Raw genomic sequence first — 21,453 nt, forward strand, 5'->3', positions numbered from 1 at the left:
GGATGCCCCCGCGAAAACCGTTGACTCACGATCCATGCCAATGCCACGCACGGCGCACATTTCTGGCCGATCTTGGAATGGGCTTCACCGGTCTCGCATTGGGGGCAATGCTCTCCGCCGACGGCATCACAGCCGCTGCTGACGCCCCCTCTGCAGCTCCACATGAAGACACTTCGTACGAGATACCGACGGGACAACCGCACTTCGTTCCACGAACGAAATCAGTCATCTGGATCTTTCTTTCGGGCGGATATAGCCACGTCGAAACGTTCGACCCCAAACCCGCACTGAATCAATATGCCGGAATGACCTTCGACAAGACGCCGTTCGAAAATCCGGTCAATTCTCCGCTTCAGAAGAAACGGTTTCGCTCGGTCCTTGCGGAAGAAATTAACATCCGCGACGTCTACCCCACGATTTTCCCCATGCAGGTCGGCTGGAAGAAACATGGCGAAAGCGGCATCGAAGTCACCGACTGGTGGCCACACTTGGCGGAGTGTGTGGACGACCTCTGCTTCATTCGCAACATGTGGACGACGGACAACGATCATGCGGCCGAGAATCAGATCCACACAGGCCGGCATCGGCTGGACGAACCGCAGCCCAGTGTCGGCTCGTGGGTCAATTATGGCTTGGGCTCGATGAACGACAACCTGCCCAAATTCGTCGTTCTGGGGGGCCCCACCCGATCCGACACACGACAATCGATCGACTCTTACTATTTGGGCTCGCAGTATGCAGGTATCCCGCTGACGCTCGATCCGAAAGAGCCATTGCCGTTTGGTCGACGTGTCGCAAATCAGACCGCGACAGAGCAACTTCGCGAATTCCAATTGATCAATCGGCTGAACGAACTCTCGGCCGTTGAATACCCCGACGATCAGGATCTGCGTGCACGCATTCGCGCCTACGAAATGGCGTTCAAGATGCAGACGGCCGTACCGGAAGCCATCGATTTCACCTCCGAATCTGAAGCCACGACGAAGCTTTACGGACTCGACAACGAAACGACAAAAGCCGCGGGCGAAAAATTGCTGGCCGCGCGCAAGCTGGTCGAACGGGGCGTCCGGTTTGTACAAGTATTTCCCTCGCCCTACGGCGTCTGGGACTCACATCAGAAGCTCAAAGACAACCATACCCGGCTTTGCGGTACGGTCGACAAACCCGTCGCCGGATTGATTCAAGATCTCAAGCAACGCGGCCTGATGGAAGATGTCACCGTCGTTTTCTGTACCGAGTTCGGACGCACTCCCGGCTTAGAATTGCGGGCCGGAGGGAAAGATGGCCGCGACCACCATCCGAACGGCTTCACCGTCTGGATGGCCGGCGCGGGAATCAAACGGGGCCACATCCACGGCGCCACTGACGAACTAGGCTACCATGCTTTGGGCGAGGGACACTATGTCACGGACTTGCATGCAACGGTGCTGCATTTGCTCGGAATGGACAATCGTCGCCTCGAAATCCCCGGCCGAAAACGGCTGGAGATCGACCACGGACGCGTCATCGACGAGATCCTCACTCATCCTATCGTTTAGATTTGCCCTCGTTGAGATTTGCCCTCGTTGAAATTTGAAGGTGTCGTTTGACGCAACCAAACAGGCACCAGACTCACCCTTTGATCGGATTCTCCCGCCGTACCCTTCACGTCCTCATTGGTCAGAAATTCTTCTTCAAGATGAAGAGTTTCACCACTGAGGGCACAACGAGTACCGAGAAGTCGGGTAAGATGACAGGTTCTAATAAGCCAGTCGCTGAGTGACCAAGCAGGAATGACGGAGTAGTGACTTTGAACAACGAAAACTCTCTTCCTTTTTCGCGTCGGCAGATGCTTCAACGTGTTGGCCTTGGCTTCGGCGGCTTGGCGTTGGCCGACCTGTTGCGATCCTCGCAGTCCGCTCAGGCCGCGGGTGGCGCACTCGCGATGCCCCACCATGCTCCGACCGCCAAACGAGTCATCTATCTTTTTCAGAGCGGCGGGCCATCACAGCTTGAAACATTCGACTACAAGCCATTACTCAATGAGATGCAGGGTCAGCCGTTGCCCGATTCGGTTCGCAAGGGACAGCGTTTGACGGGAATGTCCGGCAACCAGGCCTCGTTGCCCCTCGCCGGATCGATGTTCAAATTTCATCAGCACGGTCGCTCTGGTGCTTGGATCAGCGAACTGCTGCCCCATACTGCCAACGTCGCCGACGACTTGGCGATCATTCGTTCGATGACGACCGAAGCGATCAACCACGATCCCGCGATTACGTTTTTGCAAACCGGCAATCAATTGTCTGGTCGTCCGAGTATCGGCGCCTGGCTCTCGTATGGACTTGGAAGCGATAACGAAAACCTGCCCGCATTCGTCGTGTTGATCACAAAAGGAAAGGGGGATCAACCGCTGTATTCGCGTTTGTGGGGAACCGGTTTTCTGCCGTCCAAGTATCAGGGAGTCCAGTTTCGCTCGGGAAAAGAACCGGTGTTGTATCTCAACAATCCGCCGGGCATCGACAGTCAGAGCCGACGGAATATGCTCGATCGATTGCGTGAGCTGCACGAACTGGAATTGGAGGCGACAGGCGACCACGAACTGAATACGCGCATCGCTCAGTACGAGATGGCATTTCGGATGCAGTCGAGCGTTCCCGAGGTAACGGATCTTTCGTCAGAACCGGAGCACATTTTCGATCTCTACGGCCCTGACTCGAAACAGCCGGGAACATTCGCTGCCAACTGTTTGCTCGCACGCCGTCTGGCGGAAAAGGGGGTAAAGTTCATTCAACTCTACCATCAGGGATGGGACCAGCACGGTGGACTACCCAATGGCATCAAAAATCAATGTCGCGAGACCGACCAACCCGCCGCCGCCCTGCTGGCCGACTTGAAACAGCGCGGCATGCTGAACGACACACTCGTCATCTGGGGCGGTGAATTCGGTCGTACGAACTACTCGCAGGGAAAATTGACCGCCACCGACTACGGCCGCGATCATCACCCGCGTTGCTTTAGCATGTGGATGGCGGGAGGAGGCGTGAAGGGAGGACTTGTTCATGGCGAAACGTGCCCATTTGGATACAACGTCGTCGAAAACGAAGTTCGGGTTCGCGACTTCCACGCCACCCTGTTGCACCTGTTGGGAATCGACCACGAGCGTCTGACCCACAAATTCCAAGGTCTTGATGCCCGTTTGACCGGGGTCGAAGAAGCGCAAGTTATCCATGAAATCATCGCTTGAAACCACCTAAAGAACACCGCAATCCCTTTTAAAATAATGAGTTACGAATCAACGACACCATTTCGTCATCGACAACCCTCGGACAAATTCCGTCGCGGTTGGTGTCTGTCGGGATCGATCAGGGTTGCGGACAAAGGCGGCATCTGTAGAATCTGCAGTTTCCAGCGTTGAATTCTGATCCCGCCGGGCAGTCACTGTGATTGTCGACCGTCCGCAGTGGGCGATTTTGACTTTAAGATTCGTGAAAGAACCGTAGTCATGCCTTTGTCTCGCAGTACCCTCGAACGACAGTTGCAAGCCGCAAACGCCGACTTGGCGACCTTCGCCAAGACTCTGCAGGAAAAAGGTTTTACGGAAGCCCAATTCAAGCGCAACACTAAGTGGCGATCCTTGAACGCCGAGATCCGCACCGTCCGCCGCCGCCTGGCAGCGGTCGCCGGAACCGAAGCGAACAACGCCGCTGTCGAACAACACAAAGCAGAACGCGCCGCAGCCGCCACGGCCGAGTAGTCTGCAGCGACTTCGCGACGGCTCAGCCTTATGCTTTGCAGCAAGTGGATCGCGAAATGCAATGTCGTGCCGAAAAACAGCCTAACCGAAGGGTTAGCAGAACAATCGGTGCACGACACTGAAAATCGTGAAAAGGCTTTTCTCGCAACAACGGGAAGAGCCTTTTCCATTGGCATTCTTGATTTTCACTGCCATTAAAATGATCCACGTCGCGATCGAATGCCAGACCTCCACTCGCAATCGACACCCTGCCTTAGCGGGTTTCATAGAACCCTCAAATGGACGTGTCGCCGACTCCGTCGAGCTCACCCCGCTCGAATGGGTCAGCCTTCTTGGGCAGCCAGTCCCGCCCCGCACGAGTCATTTCCGGCTCGCATCCGTGCCCAAAACCGCCAATTTCTTCCAGCGGTTTGCGAGAGCTCCACAGATGATGAGCTGAAGCGGGTGGTAGATCATGATCGGAAGCAAGATCAGCCCCAGGCTTGGACTTGCCCCAAACATCAATTGCGCCATGGGAACACCCGTTGCCATCGACTTTTTCGATCCGCAGAAAAGTGCGGCGATTCGATCGGGGCGTGAGAAGCTGAGCAGGTCGCAGATGATTCCGATCGAGAATAGGAGGGCGTAAAACAGCAGAAGCGACACGACGAAACTGAACGTCACAGCAAACAGCCCGTGCTTCGTCCAGACGCCAAATTGCATGGAATCACAGAATGAGGTGTAGACAAGCATCAGAATCGTCAGCCGATCTACCGTGCTGATTAACGGCTTGTTCCGCTTCGCCCAGCCAGCTGTGAGCGGCCGTGAAAGTTGGCCGACGACGAGCGGCAGCACCAGCCAGATGAGCAAATCCAGAAAAACGCTTTGAAACGCGAACTCGGTACTCGCATCGACGACGATCAGCTTCATCCAAAGGGGTGTGAGCAGGATTCCCAAGAGACTCGAAAGCGTTGCATTGAACACGGCGGCGGGAACATTGCCGCCCGCGGCTGCGGTCAGTGCGACAGACGATGAGACGGTCGATGGAAGAGCGCAGAGGTAAAACAGCCCAAGTCGCAGATCATCTGTCAGCCACCCCTTCGAAAGCGCGTAGACCGCTAGACCAAGGATCGGAAAGAGCAAGAAAACGCTCAGCTGCACGACCAGGTGTAATCGGTAGTTCATCGCCCCTTGTCGCATGGCAGAAAAAGACAATGACATTCCATGAAGGAAAAAAATCAGCGACACGCCGCCTTTGGTCAACAGTTCAGGATGAAGCCACCCTCCCTGAGCGCCGGGTTCTGGAAACAGCCAGGCCACGCCAATCGCGAGAAACATCCCGATTAAGAACCACTCTCGCTGAATCAATTTCAGAAACATTGTGCATTCGGTCTCACGCAGTGCGTCATGCGAGCCCTTCACGCGGCCCCCAATGACCACGGCAGAAATCGCAAGTACACGAAGTCTATTTAAGACAGACGGCCTGCCAAGGCAAACCTGCACGGATTCCGGCCACAAGCATTCAGACGTGGAACCGGCAAGAGTTCGAAGTCAGGGCCAAAACGCAAGTTCATCCCTGTCCGTGTCTGAAACACGGATCGATTGCGATTGCTGCCCTCCACCAGGGCGACGTTAGGTTTGAGAACTGTGCGTGGGCTGATATTGGCCTGTGGAACAATCACCCTAGATTTCGGTTTGTCTCCAAGCCAACGCGGCTTTGGGGGCCTTTCCGTGCGCGTCGGCGATCTCCGTGGTCAAACCACGAAAAATCAGGAAAAGGTTTTGCGGATAAGGTGGGTTTGCCCTTCTCAAGACCTTTGCTAGAATCCGTCCCGCATCCCCCCAACGCCCAAATTGGGGAGGCGCGTCTTCGACACATCGCAGTCACAATCTGTGAGTGTTAAACCTGTCTGATTTGGACGGGATTCGGTGGTGGTGTCAACAACTCACCACAGCAGTCAGCGAAACGCAGGAAACCCTGCAATTTAGATCAACGGAGAGGTGGCAGAGCGGCCGATTGTGCAGCACTGGAAATGCTGTGTCCGGGAAACTGGACCGAGGGTTCGAATCCCTCCCTCTCCGCTCGTTTTCGCAGCCTGTGAAACAAGACCCTTGTTTTGCAGGCTTTTTTTTGCGTGTTGAGCCACCGTCAATGATTCCATTGGTGAGGTTTTTGATGGGCAATATCCCGGCTGGAACATGCGAAGACGCATTGATGTCGGGGCATGTACTTGTCCGTATTGTCACGACGTTGAATCACTGCCTCGACACAAAACTGGCTGCGATTTGATCGGCTGTACGCTGGCGACCAGCATTCGAGGCACGCCCGATCGTTGCATGAGATGCAAAGAGGGCTCGCCGCGCAGTCTGACGGCTGTGGAATGAAATCAATGCTCGATCGTCGCTTGAGGACGACTCGCCTTGAGTTCCGTTACGCCCGCTTCTGTGAACCCCGTTTGGCGGAGGTCGATATGGACCAGATTCTGATACCGTTTTAGTGTGTTGACACTGTCATCCGTGACTCTGGTACCACGCAAGACGAGACCAACCAAGTTGTTGAGATGCCGCAGCTCAAGAAGACCCGCATCCGTAATTTGAGAATCACCAAGCTGCAATATCCGCAGTTTCCTCAACTGCCCAACGTTCCTTAGGCCCCCATCCGTGATTCGCGTTGAATTCAAACACAGTTCCGACAGATTCTGAAATCGACCGAGTGTGACCAGTCCCGTGTCCGTGATCGCACATTTGTAAAGCCCCAGGAATTGCACCTCTTTAAGGTCCTGCAACGCGAGTAGCCCAAAATCCGTGACCTGCGTGTCGTGAAGCATCAGACTCGTTAAAGGCAATTTTTTTATTTCGTCGAGCCCCACGTCGCCGATCCGGGTCCTACTGAGATCAAGAATTGAAAGCTGCTTCAGATTTCTCAGTGCCTTTAGTCCGCGGTCTGTAATTCGGGTCGAGGGCAACTGTAGCTGGATCAATTTCTGCAATCGCCCGACGGTCAACAACGCGCCATCGGTAATCGACGTTCCACCAAGATCAAGCGACTCCAGATGCCGAAGCGACATCAACGACTCGATATCGCCGTCACCAAATTGCGGCTTGTTGTGCAGCGAGATCCGAATGACTCTCCCGTCACTCCGTTCAATCTCGCCGCCGAAACCTGCGAGCCGGCGTACCGACTCCAAATCGGAGAGGATTCGAAGTTGTGGCAGAAACGACTGAAATTGCTTAAGCCCCTCGTCCGTAACGGACGTCGCACTAATTGTCAGCTCAGTCAACGACCTTAGGTCAACAAGCTCCATCAACCCTTCGTCCGTGATGGAACGGCCATCGACAACAAGTCTTCTGAGGAATTTCAATTGCCCAAGTTCCCTCAACCCGTCCTCGGTGATCACGATTGCACTGACATCGAGACTCGTCAGGTTCGGCAAGGACTTCAGAAGATGAAGATGCTTTTCGTTGAATCGCGGCCCCTCATTGAACGAGACCCTCACAGTCGCTCGATCGCTGGATCGCTCGACGATCCCGCCAAGGCGTTCAAGCTTTTCTATGGCTGCGGACATCGCATGATTATCTTGAGCGCAGGCAGCGCCGCATGCCGCTGCGATCACCAAACAACAACTCAGGTTCCAACCCAACATGCTTTGGCCCATTCAGTGACGATCGATGACGCCCTTCAACTGACCGAAATGCGTATCACCACATCCATAGACATTATGTCACTATTCGCAACAATTTCCTAGCTGCGATTTCTCACGGTTGTCACCAAAACGGAAAAATGGGTGGGAAGCCAATGCGTTTCCCACCCATTTTTTGTTTCAGCCCGCCTGCATTTCCTTTGATCCGCTCCAGATACGTTTTATCGGCGTCCCTCGCAATTCGTCGGCGGATTTTGTTATGACAATTCATTGACGCAGCCAGCCTCCACAGGCGAGCCGATTACAGAGGGAGAACTCTCGATCTTGGAGGTCATTTGGATCCAAAAATCTCCAACGAGTCGCGATATTGCGGAAGTCATCTATGGCAAGGTTAACGGCTCCAAAATGGCATCGTGCCGCTGACATGATTTGCGCCGCAATCGTATCGACAGATGTTGGCGATCCTTCCCCTATTTGGGTTTGCGACACTTGGACGATGCGCAGGCTACGCGATCTATTTCCCCGCGCTGTTTCCGACCAAGATTCGTGCGACGGGAGCCAGCTTCTGCTTCAACGGCGGAAGAATACTCGCCGTTCCCATGTTCTGCTTTTCGGGCGGGCTGAAAGGGAAGCCGAACGTTGACATTCGCTGGGCGGTCTCAGGACTATCCCTGCTGTTCCTGGTCGGAATCGTCATCGCGACGCTGATGCCGGAAACTCGATCACAACAATTGCCCGACTGAACGCGTGAAGACACTCACTCATTGCGGACTGATTCCGCCGATTTGATTGAGTAACCCACCCCGCGCTGCGTCTGAATCAAATCGAAATCCCGTAATTTCTCACGCAGATTGCGGATATGGACATCGATTGTCCTTTCGGAACTTTTGTGGCTCAGACCGCGACAGAAATTGAGAATCGCGCGTCGCGGGAACGGGTAGCCTGGACGACTGGCGAGTAGTTCCAGAATGTCGTATTCGGTGGATGTCAATTGCAACTTTTTCCCGTCAATTTCGACGACCTTATACAACCGATGGAGCGTCAGCCCGGCAACATCAACAATGTCGGACGAGACCGGCAAATGGCAGCTCCGTCGCAAGAGCGACTGCAATCGCTGGACGACAGGCCTCACTTTGAATGGCTTGGCAATGTAGTCGCTCGCCCCCATTTTGAACGCCACAATCTCGTCGGTCTCATCCTGGCTCTCTGACAAAATCACGACTGGAATCGCAGCGGTTTTGGGTTCCGTGCAAACAATGCGGCACAGGTTCAATACGTCCGTCAGATCCTCACCGCAATCCAGCACGACGAGCTGCGGCCGAAGCTGCTCGATGTCGCGCTGTGTGGTCGGATGAAGCGGGGCCATTTCAACGTCCAATCGGCCTGTTTGGAGATATGCCTGTAGAACGCTGGGGGACACCGTGCCTTCATGAGCGATGAAAACCTTCGATTCAACCATCTGATCCGGCGTGACACGAGCAGGAGTGCAGCTCGACGAGACCAAAGGCACCACGTGTCCTGACGGCATCGTTCCGCGGATTTCATCGTTCAGCTTTTGGGATGTGCGACAGCGCAAGATCACCCTCATCAATCAGTCGCCAAAACACTTACATTTGTAAGCCACGCTAGTATTTTGTCTTACCAATGTCAAGCATCAATTTGCATCACGGCTCTTGCGTTCGAGCGTCCGGATCACACGGCCCGCCGTATTGGCCCAACAAATTGTGCGGCGATCTGGTCAATCGCCCAGCACAATCTCGCCGAGACTTCCCGCGTCAAGAACTTTTGCACCGTGCCAATTCGGGCCCCAATAGATCCAGGCCCGTTGATCGCCTTCTGGCTCTTGATCGAAGGGGCCGACAAGCGGAACATCCTTATCAACTACAGCAATCTCAAATCCGATCCGCTTTCCTAGTTCTAACTTTGTTGGCTGGTCAGGATACCGATCAAAGACTTGCACCGCCCACTCGTAGACAATGATGTCTCCCGATCGCGTAAACGCCATCTTTGTTTTCGTCTGTTCCAGATCGCCGGCGATCAGGAGTGGATTTGTCTTCTTCGAGGCCCCATAGACGGGGCCGTCCCCCGGAATGGCACAGTACTGTTGAACGGGCAGTTCTCGTAGACCAACCTTTTCAAACCAAAGGTGATCGGATCCACCACGCCACGGATAGGTACGACGGCTGCGCAAGCCGTCGACATACAATTCGACCGCGTCGGTACCACGATGGCTGTCATGTCCGATGATCAACTTGTCGTCGCGCACAATGACGCTGACATACAATAACTGCTCCTCGGGACAATACCCCACCATGAACGCGCAGCTCAGATCAGGGCTGGTCGAAAAGTCAGCCCCTTCCCAGCTTTTGGCGCCGTTCGCAAGAATCTTAAAGAACGCATGCCGTGGCATCGTCGACGGCCAGTCATCCAAGTTTCCGTCGATGGCAATTCCACGGAGCACTGGCGCATGGACCACGGATTCAAGAAGCGGCTTGTCGTTGGGCAGAAACATCCCGCGAATATTTTGATCGGCCGGCGCAGGATTTACCTTCGCACGCAACGATCTGTCGCTTGAATCCGAAGCTACAACTTTCGGGCTGTGACTCAGCAATGAGTTTGCCGCGCCAGGAAGCAGTAAGGCGGCAAACACCGAGGCGGCCAAAAAGTAGTGCAACTGAATCCGACGGCGGAATGAGGTCGCGTGGGTCGTGATGTGCTCCAGGCGATTCGCCAGGAGCCGAAATGATCCGATTGCCGCCACGCCAACCGGCTCCCATTGGGGTCGACCGGCACGAAATCGTTCGGACAATTCGGCAATTTTGACAAGGCAGTTCGCATAACGGAGCGGATCGTATCCCATGAGTGTGATCACCATTTCATCACACGATCGCTCACGCTCGCGTCGCGTTTCGAAATTCGCCCACCAAACCAGAGGATGAAACCACCAGAGTGCCTGGACGAACAACTGAATTCGTCCCGCGAGCGGATCTGCCCGGCGAACATGGACGAGTTCGTGCGCCAAAATTGGCTCAAGATCAACTTCCGTATCCAGATTCAGCAACATTTCGGGAAGCACGATCGTCGGTCGGAGAAATCCGAAAACGGCTGGTACCGTTGGAACTGACGTGAAAACGACGCGAGGGATTCGCCATAAAGAGAGTCTGGCCGCCAGCTCCCTGACTTGCTTCTCTACCTGAGCCGTCTCTGGACCACTTTGCAATTCGCGGCGAAACTGGCTCCATTTCCAAATGAGACTGCCGACAATCGCAAGGACTCCCATAAGCCAAATGACGACCGTGGCGACGACGAACAGACCCAGGGCGCGATTTGATCGGACAACCTTGGCCGGAAACACCCGCGGGAAGGCGGCGTCAGGTGTCGCGGACAACTCTGATCCAGTTGATCGCACTCCGAAAGTTGCATGATCGATGTGGTTCAACTCGCTCGGCACCGATGAGCGTCCAGAATCGAACGAAGCCCGCTTCTTAGTCATCTCCGCAGATGTTGACGAAGAAACGGGCGAATTGGAAAAGTACGGTATCCAAGAAAACAGCCCCAGAGGACTATCTAAAATCGGCGGCGTGACACACTTCATCACGACGAGCATCCACAACAGATAGGCCAGTTGCGGCCGGTGGCGGGCCCAAAGTCGGACCACGAACCAGACCATGAAGATGGTCAGAGAAACTTGGCAGAATTGACACCACGCGAGCCGAGCCCAAGATGCGTCGAACATGCTATTCCGCTCCCGCTTCTTGCGATTTATCGAGCATCTTACGAAGTTGACGCAATTCATCCGGTGAAAGCCCTTGCTCTTGAATCACATGCTCTAAGAGCGGCAGAGCCTCACCACCAAACAGGCGGTTCACGAAATCGGCGACGGCGTCACGGATGACTTTCTGCGGACGTGTTCGCGGAGAGTAGACAATGCTGCGGTCGATCCGCTCGGCCTTGAGACAGCCTTTCGTTTCCAGTCGGCGGAGAAACGTCTGAATCGTTTTATACTCGACGCTACGAGTGGCTGAGAGGACCTCGCAAACGTCGCGCACGGTGGCCCGACCGAGATCCCACACGATTCGAGCCACTTCCATCTCTGCCTTGGAAAGGGCTGGTTTCGCCGCCACGTCTGACTCCTTATCACAACGAATATCGTACAAACGTAAGCCAAAATATTCTGACATCTCGAGGATGTCAATCCGCCTTTGCAGGGTGGCGAAAATTCTTCTGACGACTCATTCGAATTTCAAACGCGAGAGCTCAGAATGCGTTGTAAATCGACTTTGATCGTACACGAACTCTGATCACGGCCAGGAGAGTCGGCTCCGGCAAGACGGGGCTGCCGCGTCAATCTGGTCGCCCGCAGACGTCTGATCGAAGTGGGCATCGATCAGATTCGGTTAGATCGCATGTCAGACCCGACATGTTTTGGTCGATTCTGTCACGATCGATGACGACGTTGATCTGACCGAAATGGGGACACCACAACAATAGACATCCTGTCACGATTCGCAAGAATTGGAGAGAGTGACTCGAACGGAGTCATTGGAATTTGCTGTCGTCGAACTCGAGGCACAGACACATCATCGCTTGGACATAGAACTCGTAATCCACTCTTTCATGAGGTAGACCGGAAGCGAGATGGCGTTCATCACAGAGTTCTCGCAATGTACCTGTTCTTCAGGCGGGTAGTTTCCTCATGTCCTCGCCCCCTTTTTTACAGCAGACAGACTCAATAGGATTGACCATTGGATTTCGAATCCCGGTCTCTTGGTGGAGAGAATTGTGATTTCACAAACGGCAGAATATGCCCTGCGCGCTGCTGTATTTCTTGCAGACGACGATGACATTCCACGCACGAACCTTCAAATCGCGGCTGGTACCGAGGTTCCCGTCGGTTACCTCGCAAAGGTCATGCAATCGCTCAGTCGCGGCGGTATCGTGCTAGCGCAACGCGGACCCAACGGCGGCTTTTTGCTTCGAATTCCCGCCGATGAACTGACGGTTCTGCAAGTCATCAATGCCGTCGATCCGGTACAACGATTTCCCGAATGCCCATTGAAATTGGCTCACCACGGGAAAAATCTGTGTCCGCTGCATCGAAAGCTGGATGACACTGCCAAGCTGGTTGAAGAAAGTTTCGGTGATACGACGATTGCAGACTTGCTGAACGTGCCAGCCACGCGGAAACCGCTGTGCCGGTTTCCCTTGGTATAAGTGTCTCATTCGAAATAAGAAGCGCATCTGACAAAGCTGAGTCGTCGTCATCGTCTCGAATTGTCTGGCCGTCAATTGGAGTTCTGCTCGACTGCGATGGTCTGCGCGGTCGATTCTTGAAATGGCGGCTGTGCCGGACGTTGTGCTTTTCGCCCCTCTGCGACCCGAGCATCGTCGGGCAGTCGGGTCATCCACTTCACCAGGATGTCCATTTCTAAGGTACTCAACAAATTAAATTCGGGATGAGTTTGATCCAAGGAAAACGAAGGCATGCGATCGTTTCGATCGCCGTAAAATCGGGGGCTGCTCGGATTCGAGATCAGGCCGACTAACCATTCTCTCGATGCATACCCGGTCAGGTCCGGTGCGGAACCGAGTGATCCCTGATTGCCAAACTTATGGCAATCGGTGCATTTTAGTTCACCAACAAGTAACTCGCGCCCCCGTTGAGCATCTGATGATTGATAGGGTTCATGCCCCGCTTCGGCCGCCAGTGCCGTGGCGACGGCCATCAACTTATTCTGCAACGCAGGACGATCGTTCTCGGCGAAGAGACTTCGGATGTGTTCCGTCATTTCGTTGTTTTTGAACGCGGTATTTCCGAAATAATTGCTCCCTGAAATCTGATCAACATCGAAAAATCCCATGATCCACTTCGTTGAACCAATCCCGTAGAGATTCGGCGCAGTGGATTCTGCCACCGCCGTACCCTGATCACCGGCGTCCGCCATCGCGTGGCAACTTGCACAATGTCGCGCAAACAATCTCGGCCCCTGTGTCAGAGGATCATGCCGCAGGAGTTCGATCGCCCCATTCGAACCGATGGCTTCCGAACGCGCCAATTCGCGGGCACGCTCGGACATTTGTTCAAATGCGACGACACTCGCTTGATATTCACGGTCGTTCCAATCGTTGCTGAACGACAGAAACGTCAGACTACCCCATCCGGTCGCAAACGCCGCCACGAAAAACAGCCGGCACAAACGCTCAGCGCGTGGCGGAAGCAATCGATCGAGAATCGGCATGATCATGAACGCCGCCAGAAAAACAGCGGGGACCACATGCGTCGCAATGAATTCCGTATCGCCGGTAAAATACCTGCGAAGTTCAAACAGCCATCGGAAATACCATTCGGGACGTGGAGAAAACGGCAAGTCCGGGTCTGCCGGCGCGGGCAGAGGCGCGCCCCACTGCCATGAGATCCCGGAAATAGCACCGACAACAAGTAGCAAAGCGGTCAAATTGCGAACCGACTGATACGGCCAGTAAGGCAATAGCGGCGCTGAGATCGACAGATCACTGGCAAAATTTCTCCGATAAGAATTGTGCTTGATGACCTGATGCAAATGGACAAAACACAAACCGCTGACGAGTAGCGGCAGCAGCCCCACGTGCAGAAAATAAAGGCGCGTCAGTGTCAGATTGCCGACATCGTCCCCGCCGAAGAGAATGCGTTGAAACCAGGGGCCGACGACCGGAGTCGCGGCGAGGATATTGCCTTCTACTTGAATCTGGGCAATCCCTTTTTGTGTCGCTGCAAGCGGATTGCCAGTGATCGTCCAGACCAAGATTAACGGAAACAACAGCAATCCTGTGATCCATACGAGCTCTCGAGGCGCTCGATAGGCGCGAATGATGATGACTCGGACAATGTGAATGCCAAACAAAATAATCAGGGCGTGTGAGGAGTAATGGTGCACCCCTCGCAAGAATCGTCCCGCGGACGATTGATCGATAAAATTGACGCTGGCCCAAGCGCTCGCCATGGACGGGCTATACGTGGACATGAGCAACAGGCCTGTGACGCATTCAATGACTAATAGCCACAGGAGACAGCTTGCACTGGTGTATGACCAACTGGGACCGTCAGGTAACACCCGCTGACAAAGGATTGCCAGATAGTGCCGGTAGTTGACCCGTCGATCAAGCCAGTCTAGCAAAGCGTATTTTTCAACAGTTCTCGGCGGATTAACTTCGGACGACACGTTGTTTTGATCCGATCTGAAATGTTTCGAATTTGACTTCAACCCAGGCGTCTTCACTTGAAGAGTCGCACACAACGCGGCACGCCAAAGGATCCATATCACGTGGCGCGTGGTTCGCTTCTTGAGACACCGGGTCGTTCTGACGTTCTCCGTTCAGGTCAAAAGTCGCCCGATGGCAGGGACAGACGAATTTCTGACTCGAAGGCTGCATCTGGATCTGACATCCCATATGGGGACAGACACTGCTGAAGGCATGTACCTCAGTTTCCGCAGCACCCGATGCGGCAGGACGCCGAATCAGCCATACGCGTCCCAGAACTTGTTGGTCGCTTTGTACCCAGGCATCTTGCTTACTACCGAGGACGGGTACCATGACTGGCCGACCAACGGATAGATCTTGCAAACGTTTCAGCCTGCGAAAATCCGACTCCGGCTCTGTCACTGACGGAGCTTTGCCAGACAAGTATCGGATTCCGGGTAGGCCAATGATTGCAGCGATCGTTGTCGCCATTCCACGACTTAACCACTGCAATAGCTCACGACGATTCATGAGGATCTTTCCAGGCGGGAAGGTGAGGCAGGATGCTTCGGACGGTTGGAAATCGACGGAGGGCACATGCGATGTACGACGCGATGATTGTCAGGCGGGACGAGCGGTGAGCGAGGACACTCGAAGACACGGATGCCCAACTCAAGCGACAGTCGAATTCAGGTAAGCAGTTTCGCCAAGGGCGTCCAACAGTGCGTCGTCCAGCCTCTGTGTGGTGGCGTCTGCCTGATGGCGTTTCAGATGTTGACGAAACGCCGTTGAGATGGAAACGCCAAGTCCATTGGCCCATTCCGGCGCGTCCGAGGCAATGACACACCGGCCGAGACAATCGAGAGGACGCACACACGTACATGCGCATTGTCCATCTTCGAGTCGCATCGGACAACGCTCTTCTCGAAGACGGGATTGCTGTAAAACGCGATGAATTTCGTCGGCTCCTTGTCGCCGAATCTCGTGAGCGATCGCACTCGCTTCGACTCTCGTGACCTGAGGAACAAAACCCGTCTCCGAGCAAGTCAAGCGAGTCTCATCCTCGGAAATCTCACATGCGAGAGAAGCTGTCGTTTGCAGTAACTCGGTGGTCGGCAACACCGTAACAGCAGGCCGAAAATTTCGGCGACGAGCGTCACCCGCGAACGATGGAGTCCGCGCGGTGAAATCAAAGAGCGCTAGGCCCATCAGCGAGGCAACGAGCAAGAGACACAAGGGTAAGCTCAACAGGACGAAAGCTGACATATCGTGACCCTCCGATGAACAGTTCCCACCCGTGAAACAGCCTTGGCCAACGGCCGATCGATCCTGCACTCGCCCAAAGCTGACCCACAAACAATATAACTGGATCTTTTTATCCATTATTGGATCGCAGGCGAGTCATGTCAACTGTTGCAAATGAGTGTCCGTCGTTTCGTGAGGGAAATCGTCCGCCTGAAGTCGCTCAAATGATTCTCACCAGCAGGAGGATATTTTCATGGTCTCGACGAGAGTTGGGGTCGAGGGAGAGGCTTCCCCGGCGTGGAGTGGGCGAATCGTTTCTGAGGCTGCTCGCAGTGAAACTGTGATCCACGGAGCATGAGGCCCTGAAAAACTTTGGTCGCTGGTTCGCAACTCAAGAACGAGAGTCTGATAGAGTGAGTCCATTCATGGGACGGGTGCCGCCTTGACTTGTATCCGTTCAAGAGACGACTCGTACCCGAAATGGCGAGAGTCTGACTGGGCCATCCTCATATAGAAAATCGTGGCGTCGACACCATTGCATCAACGCCACGATTCATGTCACACATTTCGACGGCGGCTGCGCGACGGCAGTCCGTCCAGCGGATGTCTCACGTCACGGTCAGCTTGGCGACAGCCGTTACGCTGCTGAACGCGGTCGCCTGCCCGGTCGCGGCGATGTTGAATTTGGCACCTGCGGTTCCGGCCGTCTGATCCCAAGCACGGAATGTGACAGATGAGGTTGTCCCGGCGGCGCTATTCGGAACGAATCGCAAACGATCTGATGACCGTAACAAGAGCGCCGCGCTACCACTCACCGCCCCCACATCGACCCAGGTTTGGCCACCGTTCGTCGAGTACTGCCACTTTCCATTGCCGCTGCTGAGACCCACGATGGCGATCCCCTGCACGGCGTTTGAATCAACATCGGTCACCTTCCCCGCAATCAATGTCGAGACCAGATTGCCGCTGTTGGTCGCCTGGGTCCTCGTCAGATTGGTGAAGTTGTTTGCCCCCGTCAAACCCGGAGCATCATTGATCGATGTGACCGCAATGTTCGACGTCGCCAGCGCACTGCTGAAGGGCGTCACCAGCCCCGTCGATGTGATGTTCGTTTTCGTGCCTGTCGCCCCCGCGGTCTGGTCCCAGGCTCGGAATGTCACGGACGCAGCTGTTGGGCCAAGGCCGTTCGGCACGAATCGCAATCGATCTGTCGATCGAAGCAGCAACGCGGAAGTGCCGCTTACGGTCCCGACATCGCTCCATGTCTGCGATTGATCCAACTGATACTGCCATTTTCCATTTCCATTGGCCACGCCAACAACGGCAATCCCCTTCATGGAGCCCACATCGACATCCGTCACTTTACCGGCGATCAGCGACGAAACCAGACTGCCCCCATTAGCCGCCTGATCTTCGGTGATGTTCGAAAAGTTGACGGCACCACCGAGAACCGGCGCGTCGTTCACAGAAGTCACCGTCAAATTTGCCGTGGCCTGCACGCTGCTGTACGCGCGCGTGCCACCGGAACTCGTCGTGTTCACTTTTGTACCTGCGGTCCCGCTCGTTTGGTCCCAGGCCCTGAAAGTCACCGAAGCCGTTGTACCATTCGCTAGATTTGGCACGAAACGCAAACGATCTGACGATCGCAACAAGAGTGCCGAATCAACCGACACGCTGACAATGTCGGTCCACGTTGAACCGTTATTCAACGAATATTGCCACTTGCCACTGCTGTTGTTCAGGCCGGTCAATGCGACGCCTTGCAATGCCCCTGCATCGACATCGGTAATCTTGCCGGCGATCAATGCCGACACCTGGTTGCCTGAATTTGTAGCCTGATCCTCGGTAATCGTCGCGAACGCGTTCGCGCCTGTCAGTACGGGAGCATCATTCAGGGACGTGACGACCAGATTGGCGGTCACTTGCCCCTCACTGAATGCTGTGGTACCACCGACCGTCGAACTGTTGACCTTCGCCCCAGCAACGCCGCTGGTTTGATCCCAACCGCGGAATGTCAACGAGGCGGTTGTTCCATTCTTCTCATTGGGAACGAACCGGACGAGATCGTTCGATCGCAGTGGCAGCGACGAGGTTGCCGAGACGGCGCCCACGTTGGTCCATGTCGAGCCACCATTGATTGAGTACTGCCACGTCCCAGACCCGCTTGTCGTGCCTGTGAGCGCCAGGCCCGACAACGCCCCGGTATCAACGTCCGTCAGACGTCCCAGTAGTAGGTCCTGAACAAGATAGCCGCCGTTTGTCGTCTGGTCCTCTGTGATCGGTGCGACATTGATGTTTCCACTGGTCAGTACAGGAGCATGATTCACGGCCGAGACGGTAATATGTGACGTTGCCTGCTGGCTGCTATAGGTGCGCACTCCGCCACCGGGAGCTGTGGCATTAAATCGCGTGCCCGCTGCTCCGCTGGTTTGATCCCAAGCCAAGAACGTCAGCGATGCCGTCGTGGGATCATTCCCGTACGGGGCATACCGCAAACGGTCGGTCGGTCTCAGCAGCAGCGCAGAACTCGCAAACACGGTGTCGATGTTGGTCCACGATGTGCCATTATCCAATGAATACTGCCAGCCGCCCGTCCCATTCACGAATCCAACGATCGCAATCCCCTGTAGCGCAGCCGGATCAACGTCGGTGATTTTTCCCGCGATGAGCGTCGAAACCAAATTCCCCGCATTGGCAACATCATTCGTCGTGATCGGTGTGAAATCATTCGCGCCAGCAAGGACAGGAGCATCGTTCATCGACGTGACATTTAGATTGCCGTCGATTTGAACAGCACTGAATGCAGTTGCATCACCGTTGACCGTCGTATCAACCTTAATGCCCGCAGTTCCAATCGTCTGGTCCCAACCGCGGAAGGTCAGCGAGGCCGTTGTTCCATTCTTCCCGTTGGGCACCAGCCGGACGAAATCATTCGAGCGGAGCAGCAACGACGAACCTGGAGTGACGCTACCGACATTTGACCATGTTGTGCCGGCATTGGTCGAGAACTGCCACACCCCGGTGCCGCTTGTCAAATTCGTGACAGCGATACCCGAAAGTGCCCCTGCGTCGGGATCAGTGAGTCGACCAGAAACGAGATCGCCAACGCGATAACCTCCATTCGTCGTCTGATCTTCGGAAATTGTGCCAATCACGATATTTCCGCTCAACAAAACGGGAGCGTGATTCGCCGTCGTGGCGGCCGTTACCGCGATCTGAGCGGTTGCCTGTTCGTTGCTGTACGCCGTTGAGCCACCAGAGGCCGTTGTATTCTTCCTTGTACCGGCACTTCCGCTCGTTTGGTCCCAGGCGCGGAACGTGACCGACGCCGTTGTTGCGTCCGTTCCATAAGGAACATATCGCAGCCGGTCAGTCGACCGCAGTAGAAGCGAAGAACTGACGAACGCCGTCTCAAGATTGTTCCAGGACGAACCGTTGTCTAACGAGTATTGCCAACCGCCAGTCCCACTCGTAAAACCGGTCACGGCAATCCCCTGCAGTCGGTCCGGATCGACGTCAGACATGCGGCCCGAGATGAGTGTTGAAACGAGCTCGCCTGGATTGTTGACTGCCGTCGCAGAAATCGAAGTGAAATTGTTTGCCCCCGACAGCACAGGAGCATCGTTCATCGGCATGACGTTTAGGTTGGCGCTGACTTGAACGGCACTAAACGCGGTTGCGCCACTATTAACCGACGAATCGACTTTGACTCCGCTGGCGCCCGTCGTCTGATCCCAGCCTCGGAACGTGAAGGATGCGGCCGTGCCATTGATGGTATCAGGCACGAACCGAATCAGATCATTCGATCGCAGCAGCAACGATGCCCCCGCAGTGACGATGCCGACATTCGACCAGGTCGATCCGCTATTCGAAGAATACTGCCATGTCCCGGTGCCGCTGACAGAGCCGGTCAGTGCGATACCAGAGAGCGCACCAGAATCTGCATCCGTCAACCGCCCGAGCAGAATATCGCTGACTAAGTATCCACCGCTCGTTGTCTGGTCTTCGTAAATGGGCGAGAGGTTCACGTCAACGTTTTGCAGCACGGGCGCAGAGTTGATGGCTGCCACTGCGGCCGTCGCGGATAACATCGAGCGAGTTTCCAGAAGTTCGACTACCGCCGGGTGATTGTCCACCCAATGCGCCGATTGACGCCTTGGACGCGTGGATTTGACGAACGCCGACCGCAACCAAGTACGCACAACATGCCGAAGCATATTTCAGTTCTCCGAGCGACCAAAGAATCACTGAACTTAAATTTCGAACCGTCCGCATGCGCAGTGTACGCAGCGTAGACAACACGATTTAACGCTTCCTTAAGGTTTCCGCAAGCTCCGACTGTTGTCGTAATTGAAATCACATTTTGTGACATAAACAACGAGTTGCTATTGACACTAGCAACTGATAGCAACTTTCACTTAACAACCAATTGAAACAATGAGGCGGCAGGAACCGTGGCGTTCACAATGTCACAGCATCTTTGCACTAGTACAGCCAAAGTCCCGGCAATCTCAACAGGCCGTTAGTCGTTGCCGAAGCAAAAACATGACTATGATTGTTATTTGTTTGCCGATGCGGAACGAACTGAACGCGACTCGATCTGTGAAGCCAGGACGGCTGTGTCCACGACACAGCATGCGAGATCTCCTGTCAGTCGATCCAAGCGGCAGGCGCACGGAGTCTGCGGTGCGTTGTAAATGGACTTCGATCGCGCGAGAATCTTGAACAGAGGCAGCGCAATCAGTCTCTGCTCAACCGTTGTTTCTGCACTGCCAGACTGTCGCGTCAGCCTGGTCTCACGTTGAATTCTGATCGAAACGCTCATCAACCAGATTCGATAAGGTCGCATGTCATGGATCGTCTGAAGAGTAAAGTTGCTGTCATTACTGGAGGCGGTGCGGGGATTGGTCGCGCCACGTGTGAACTTTTCGCGGAAGAAGGAGCCACGGTGGTAGTCGCGGAACGCGATGAAGCCTCGGGCCGCGAAGTCGCGCAGGGCATTGTGGGGCGCGGTGGACGGGCGTTGTTCGTACAGACCGACGTCGCCAACGAAGCCAGCATTCAGGCCATGGCGGCAGCGACCGAAAAAGCATTTGGCCGTATCGACATCCTTGTGAACAATGCCGCAGTGTTTGTCCTGAAAGGGATCGATGCCACGATGGAAGAATGGCGCGAGATCCTGGATGTCAACGTCGCAGGCCCCGCACTCTGTGCGAAACACTGCGTGCCGATCATGCGGCGTGGAGGCGGCGGCGCTATCGTGAATCTCGGCTCAATCTCAAGCGTGATCGCGCAACCGCAAATGGTCACGTACAATGCCACCAAGGCGGCCGTTGCCAATATGACGCGCTGCATGGCTCTGGATCTCGCCCCAGACAATATTCGTGTCAATGCCGTGGGCCCTGGTGCTGTCTGGACCCAGATTGTCGAACGACTCACTTCGGAAGCTGGCTTGGACCGTAAAGCCGCCGATGCGGATGCAGAATGGGGTGGCGCGCACCTCATAAAACGCATCGCAAATCCGCGTGAGATCGCCTATCCGATCCTGTTCCTCGCCTCTGACGAAGCTTCGTTCGTGACAGGTTCACTGCTGATGGCAGACGGCGGATACACTGCCCGGTAGCCACAATCAAGATT

At 54.9% G+C, this 21,453-nt stretch carries 14 protein-coding genes and 1 tRNA gene; 7 read left to right on the forward strand and 8 right to left on the reverse strand.

The window, feature by feature from the left end:
• Positions 1-2: 2 nt before the first annotated feature.
• The 3 genes from OSO_RS0110695 (at position 3) to OSO_RS0110710 (ending at position 3,733) form a co-directional block, all read left to right on the forward strand.
• Entirely contained in the window at positions 3-1,538 is a 1,536-nt protein-coding gene (locus OSO_RS0110695) for a DUF1501 domain-containing protein (protein WP_010583358.1), read from the forward strand.
• A 290-nt stretch (positions 1,539-1,828) separates the two neighbouring features.
• Positions 1,829-3,223, forward strand: coding sequence for a DUF1501 domain-containing protein (locus OSO_RS0110705; protein ID WP_050986079.1), 1,395 nt, complete (start codon positions 1,829-1,831; stop codon positions 3,221-3,223).
• Between the two features lie 258 nt (positions 3,224-3,481).
• Positions 3,482-3,733, forward strand: coding sequence for a hypothetical protein (locus tag OSO_RS0110710; RefSeq protein ID WP_010583360.1), 252 nt, complete (start codon positions 3,482-3,484; stop codon positions 3,731-3,733).
• A gap of 360 nt (positions 3,734-4,093) precedes the next feature.
• Here OSO_RS0110710 and OSO_RS0110720 read toward each other — a convergent pair whose 3' ends face one another.
• Entirely contained in the window at positions 4,094-5,092 is a 999-nt protein-coding gene (locus OSO_RS0110720; protein ID WP_040592201.1) for a bile acid:sodium symporter family protein, read from the reverse strand.
• 615 nt (positions 5,093-5,707) lie between these two features.
• Here OSO_RS0110720 and OSO_RS0110725 point away from each other — a divergent pair.
• Positions 5,708-5,794, forward strand: a tRNA-Ser gene (locus tag OSO_RS0110725).
• 305 nt (positions 5,795-6,099) lie between these two features.
• Here OSO_RS0110725 and OSO_RS0110735 read toward each other — a convergent pair.
• A complete protein-coding gene (locus tag OSO_RS0110735) occupies positions 6,100-7,278 on the reverse strand; it encodes a leucine-rich repeat domain-containing protein (protein ID WP_162130529.1) in 1,179 nt (392 codons plus the stop codon).
• A 527-nt stretch (positions 7,279-7,805) separates the two neighbouring features.
• Here OSO_RS0110735 and OSO_RS0110745 point away from each other — a divergent pair.
• Positions 7,806-8,096, forward strand: coding sequence for a hypothetical protein (locus OSO_RS0110745; RefSeq protein ID WP_010583364.1), 291 nt, complete (start codon positions 7,806-7,808; stop codon positions 8,094-8,096).
• Positions 8,097-8,110: 14 nt separating this feature from the next.
• Here OSO_RS0110745 and OSO_RS43020 read toward each other — a convergent pair whose 3' ends face one another.
• From OSO_RS43020 to OSO_RS0110760, 3 genes are all read right to left on the reverse strand, one after another.
• The gene (locus tag OSO_RS43020; RefSeq protein ID WP_083842841.1) at positions 8,111-8,941 is read right to left on the reverse strand and encodes a response regulator transcription factor; all 831 of its coding nucleotides are present in this window, start codon (positions 8,939-8,941) and stop codon (positions 8,111-8,113) included.
• A 150-nt stretch (positions 8,942-9,091) separates the two neighbouring features.
• Complete coding sequence (locus OSO_RS47790) at positions 9,092-11,149, reverse strand: M56 family metallopeptidase (protein WP_083842842.1); 2,058 nt, start codon at positions 11,147-11,149, stop codon at positions 9,092-9,094.
• The gene (locus OSO_RS0110760) at positions 11,091-11,477 is read right to left on the reverse strand and encodes a BlaI/MecI/CopY family transcriptional regulator (protein WP_010583367.1); all 387 of its coding nucleotides are present in this window, start codon (positions 11,475-11,477) and stop codon (positions 11,091-11,093) included. Before OSO_RS0110760 ends, OSO_RS47790 begins: the two co-directional genes overlap by 59 nt.
• A gap of 658 nt (positions 11,478-12,135) precedes the next feature.
• Here OSO_RS0110760 and OSO_RS0110765 point away from each other — a divergent pair.
• The gene (locus tag OSO_RS0110765; protein ID WP_010583368.1) at positions 12,136-12,567 is read left to right on the forward strand and encodes an RrF2 family transcriptional regulator; all 432 of its coding nucleotides are present in this window, start codon (positions 12,136-12,138) and stop codon (positions 12,565-12,567) included.
• A 71-nt stretch (positions 12,568-12,638) separates the two neighbouring features.
• Here OSO_RS0110765 and OSO_RS0110770 read toward each other — a convergent pair whose 3' ends face one another.
• From OSO_RS0110770 to OSO_RS0110785, 3 genes are all read right to left on the reverse strand, one after another.
• Positions 12,639-14,552, reverse strand: a complete 1,914-nt coding sequence (locus OSO_RS0110770) for a cytochrome b N-terminal domain-containing protein (RefSeq protein ID WP_162130530.1) — start codon at positions 14,550-14,552, stop codon at positions 12,639-12,641.
• The gene (locus OSO_RS52580; protein ID WP_010583370.1) at positions 14,536-15,102 is read right to left on the reverse strand and encodes a QcrA and Rieske domain-containing protein; all 567 of its coding nucleotides are present in this window, start codon (positions 15,100-15,102) and stop codon (positions 14,536-14,538) included. Before OSO_RS52580 ends, OSO_RS0110770 begins: the two co-directional genes overlap by 17 nt.
• A gap of 1,322 nt (positions 15,103-16,424) precedes the next feature.
• Positions 16,425-19,907 (reverse strand): beta strand repeat-containing protein, encoded by a 3,483-nt coding sequence (locus tag OSO_RS0110785; protein WP_157605143.1) that lies wholly within the window; start codon positions 19,905-19,907, stop codon positions 16,425-16,427.
• Positions 19,908-20,668: 761 nt separating this feature from the next.
• Between OSO_RS0110785 and OSO_RS0110800 the strand changes: the two genes are divergently transcribed.
• The gene (locus tag OSO_RS0110800; protein WP_010583374.1) at positions 20,669-21,439 is read left to right on the forward strand and encodes an SDR family NAD(P)-dependent oxidoreductase; all 771 of its coding nucleotides are present in this window, start codon (positions 20,669-20,671) and stop codon (positions 21,437-21,439) included.
• Positions 21,440-21,453: the final 14 nt, after the last annotated feature.

This window comes from Schlesneria paludicola DSM 18645 (genome assembly GCF_000255655.1).
Classification (GTDB): domain Bacteria; phylum Planctomycetota; class Planctomycetia; order Planctomycetales; family Planctomycetaceae; genus Schlesneria; species Schlesneria paludicola.

What these genes read in the sequence shown, in the direction of transcription:
- OSO_RS0110695 (WP_010583358.1), top strand. Translation starts at nt 3, where the DNA reads ATGCCCCCGCGAAAACCGTTGACTCACGATCCATGCCAATGCCACGCA.
- OSO_RS0110705 (WP_050986079.1), top strand. Translation starts at nt 1,829, where the DNA reads ATGCTTCAACGTGTTGGCCTTGGCTTCGGCGGCTTGGCGTTGGCCGAC.
- OSO_RS0110710 (WP_010583360.1), top strand. Translation starts at nt 3,482, where the DNA reads ATGCCTTTGTCTCGCAGTACCCTCGAACGACAGTTGCAAGCCGCAAAC.
- OSO_RS0110720 (WP_040592201.1), bottom strand. Translation starts at nt 5,092, where the DNA reads ATGTTTCTGAAATTGATTCAGCGAGAGTGGTTCTTAATCGGGATGTTT.
- OSO_RS0110735 (WP_162130529.1), bottom strand. Translation starts at nt 7,278, where the DNA reads ATGTCCGCAGCCATAGAAAAGCTTGAACGCCTTGGCGGGATCGTCGAG.
- OSO_RS0110745 (WP_010583364.1), top strand. Translation starts at nt 7,806, where the DNA reads ATGTTGGCGATCCTTCCCCTATTTGGGTTTGCGACACTTGGACGATGC.
- OSO_RS43020 (WP_083842841.1), bottom strand. Translation starts at nt 8,941, where the DNA reads ATGAGGGTGATCTTGCGCTGTCGCACATCCCAAAAGCTGAACGATGAA.
- OSO_RS47790 (WP_083842842.1), bottom strand. Translation starts at nt 11,149, where the DNA reads ATGAATTGCGTCAACTTCGTAAGATGCTCGATAAATCGCAAGAAGCGG.
- OSO_RS52580 (WP_010583370.1), bottom strand. Translation starts at nt 15,102, where the DNA reads ATGAATCGTCGTGAGCTATTGCAGTGGTTAAGTCGTGGAATGGCGACA.
- OSO_RS0110785 (WP_157605143.1), bottom strand. Translation starts at nt 19,907, where the DNA reads ATGTTATCCGCGACGGCCGCAGTGGCAGCCATCAACTCTGCGCCCGTG.
- OSO_RS0110800 (WP_010583374.1), top strand. Translation starts at nt 20,669, where the DNA reads ATGGATCGTCTGAAGAGTAAAGTTGCTGTCATTACTGGAGGCGGTGCG.